This window comes from Nostoc sp. LEGE 12454 (genome assembly GCF_056620565.1).
In genome coordinates this window covers 1-2,461 of record NZ_JBWQXL010000105.1, presented here as the reverse complement: position 1 = coordinate 2,461, position 2,461 = coordinate 1, and the positions used below count along the sequence as shown (strand labels likewise).

1 protein-coding gene is annotated in these 2,461 nt (G+C 43.4%); it reads right to left on the bottom strand.

Going from position 1 to position 2,461, the window contains the following annotated elements; genetic code table 11:
- Window positions 1-28: 28 nt before the first annotated feature.
- Window positions 29-1,825 (bottom strand): group II intron reverse transcriptase/maturase, encoded by a 1,797-nt coding sequence (gene ltrA / locus AC1F2U_RS34580; protein ID WP_480265249.1) that lies wholly within the window; start codon window positions 1,823-1,825, stop codon window positions 29-31.
- Window positions 1,826-2,461: the final 636 nt, after the last annotated feature.

The following is a 2,461-nucleotide window of genomic DNA, read 5'->3' as shown; positions in this document are numbered from 1 at the left end:
TGTTGAACTAAGCTGAAGAGTCACCTCTTCAACTCGTCTTCAAAACCGGACGTGAGACTTTCGCCTCATCCGGCTCCTCAGTTGTGTGGCTTCTGTCATAAGTACCTTGTGAATCATGGTTTGTTTTCTTGTCATGACAGTGACGATGAAGAATTTGAAAATTGTTATATTCATCCTTTCCACCTTGAGATTTAGGGATGATATGGTCAACTTCCATCAGGTCATTGTCACTGAAATATAAGTTACAGTGAGCGCATTTCCCTTTTTGCTGTTTGAGAAGTTTTGTTATTCTCGTTGGCTTTTCGGGATGATTGCCTATTCTTGAACTCCAATAAACCCAATTGCCATCAAAAGGTGATGTTTCTCCTCTCACTTTCACATGACGTTTAATCTTAGTGTAAGTGTGTCTGTAAAGACGTTGGTTTTCATCCCCTTTTGGAGCGAACACCCAATGATCGTTTCCTTGAGTTTGCCAATACTTGGCTTCAACCCAGTTTTTGGATTTACGTGGGTGTCGTCTTTTTGCCCAGCGTTTTAACTTCCAGAAAGTAAGATGGGACAATTTCTCAAATGTATCCCTACTAACTACGGAGGAGTAAAAATTACTCCATCCTCTAATGATGGGATTTAGAGCCTTAATAACTCTGATTTGAGAGACTGCCTTTAGTGAGTCCACCATTTCAGCTATTACCCTGAAATGTCTTTTCTGACTTTCTTTGCTGGGGGTGACAATTGTCTTGAACCCTAGTCTATTTCCTCTTGCGTCTTTGCCAGATTGGTTTTTTCCTACTTGGTGTTGTCTAATATTAAATCCCAAGAAGTCAAAGCCTGGCTTTTCCCCTTCATGAGATAGAAGGGTATGGACTATTGTGGTTTTACTAGGTTGTAATTCAAGACCAATTTCTGCCAACCACTCAGATATAATTTCTCGACATTTCTTTATCACGGATAGATTTTCGTGCATAACGATAAAATCGTCTGCATACCGTACCACATTGGGCGGGTTAAATTCCTCACCTTTCTTGTGGAACCAGGTTTCTCGATTCGCTTTTCCGAGCTTCGGAAATTCCTGTTTTATTCGGTATTCCATGCCGTGTAGAGCGATGTTGGCTAAGAGTGGGGATAAGACCCCTCCCTGTGGCGTTCCCTCGCATGTCTCGAAAAACTGCTTTTTGTCGATTACTCCCGATTTCAACCATGCCTTTATTAGGCGGTTGATTGAAGGATAGGAGTTTATCTTCTTAAGAAGTTTCTGGTGGTCAATGCAGTCGAAACATTTTGCAATATCAGCATCAAGGACGTACTTTGCCTTTGCTCTGATTGAGGTAAATATTGCTTCGATTGCATCGTGGCATGAACGTCCTGGTCTAAAGCCGTAGTTATTTGGTTCAAATCTAGCTTCCCATTCAGGTTCTAGAGCTAATTTAACTAGGGCTTGCATAGCTCGGTCGTGTATTGTAGGTATCCCAAGAGGTCGTTTTTCTTCCTTTCCAGGTTTTGGTATCCATATTCTTCGGGTGGGTTTTGTTTTGTGACTCATCCGAAGTTGGTTTACCATTGCAATTCGTTGCTTTGGCGTTAAGGATTTAACCCCATCAACTCCAGCAGTTTTCTTGCCTTGGTTGTCTTGGGTTACTCTACGTACTGCCAGACACTTAGCTGACCAGGATTTAATCAGGGTCTTTTGAAGTTTCCGAACCGTTTTAACGTCACCACGACCAGAGGCTCGGTAAATCCGTTTTTGTAGCTTAAATACTTTCCTCTCTAGCTTTTGCCAGGGGATAGCATTCCATTCCACCGTAGTCTTGAAACTCGTATTAGTCATATATACTACTACTTACAGCTTTACCATCCACTCAACCGTGGGTCTGTCAGCATATCCAAGTCATTACAACTTGGCGTTGGCTTCTGACCCAATCCCTCCCACACATACGCTTGCGCTGGTTACTGCTCCGCTTATCGCCTAAGTTGAGAGCGTATGTGGGGTTATTCCGTTCCTAACTTTCGTAGGTTTCTGACCTTAGAACCTCTCTATCCGCCGGGGTCTGTTGTGGGTGCGTCAATTTGCATCGCGGAATCAAATTGCTCTTTACGATTGTTAGAAGACCAACCGTACTTAGACCCATTAACTTTTTGTTTGCAGCCAATAATCCGAGTAGGCTGTGTAGAACTAACGGCAGTTCAGACGAGAGTTCGTTTCCTGTTCATAGTCAGGTGCTAGCTGGGATTACCAGTCGGACTCTGGGTTTACCAACATTTCGCCCCGCTTCATCCAGATTGATAACCAATCGCACTGAATGGGGGTGATGCTGTCACTCCTGCACCAAGGAGGGTTGGACTTGAGTTATTTCTCTCACCAACACGAAAGTTAAGTTATCAAGGTTCAGTTAGAGTTATATTCCCTACCTTCTCTTGTCCCTCGTCCTTGGCTTTATGCCATTTGGAGGGAACGGAACGCACC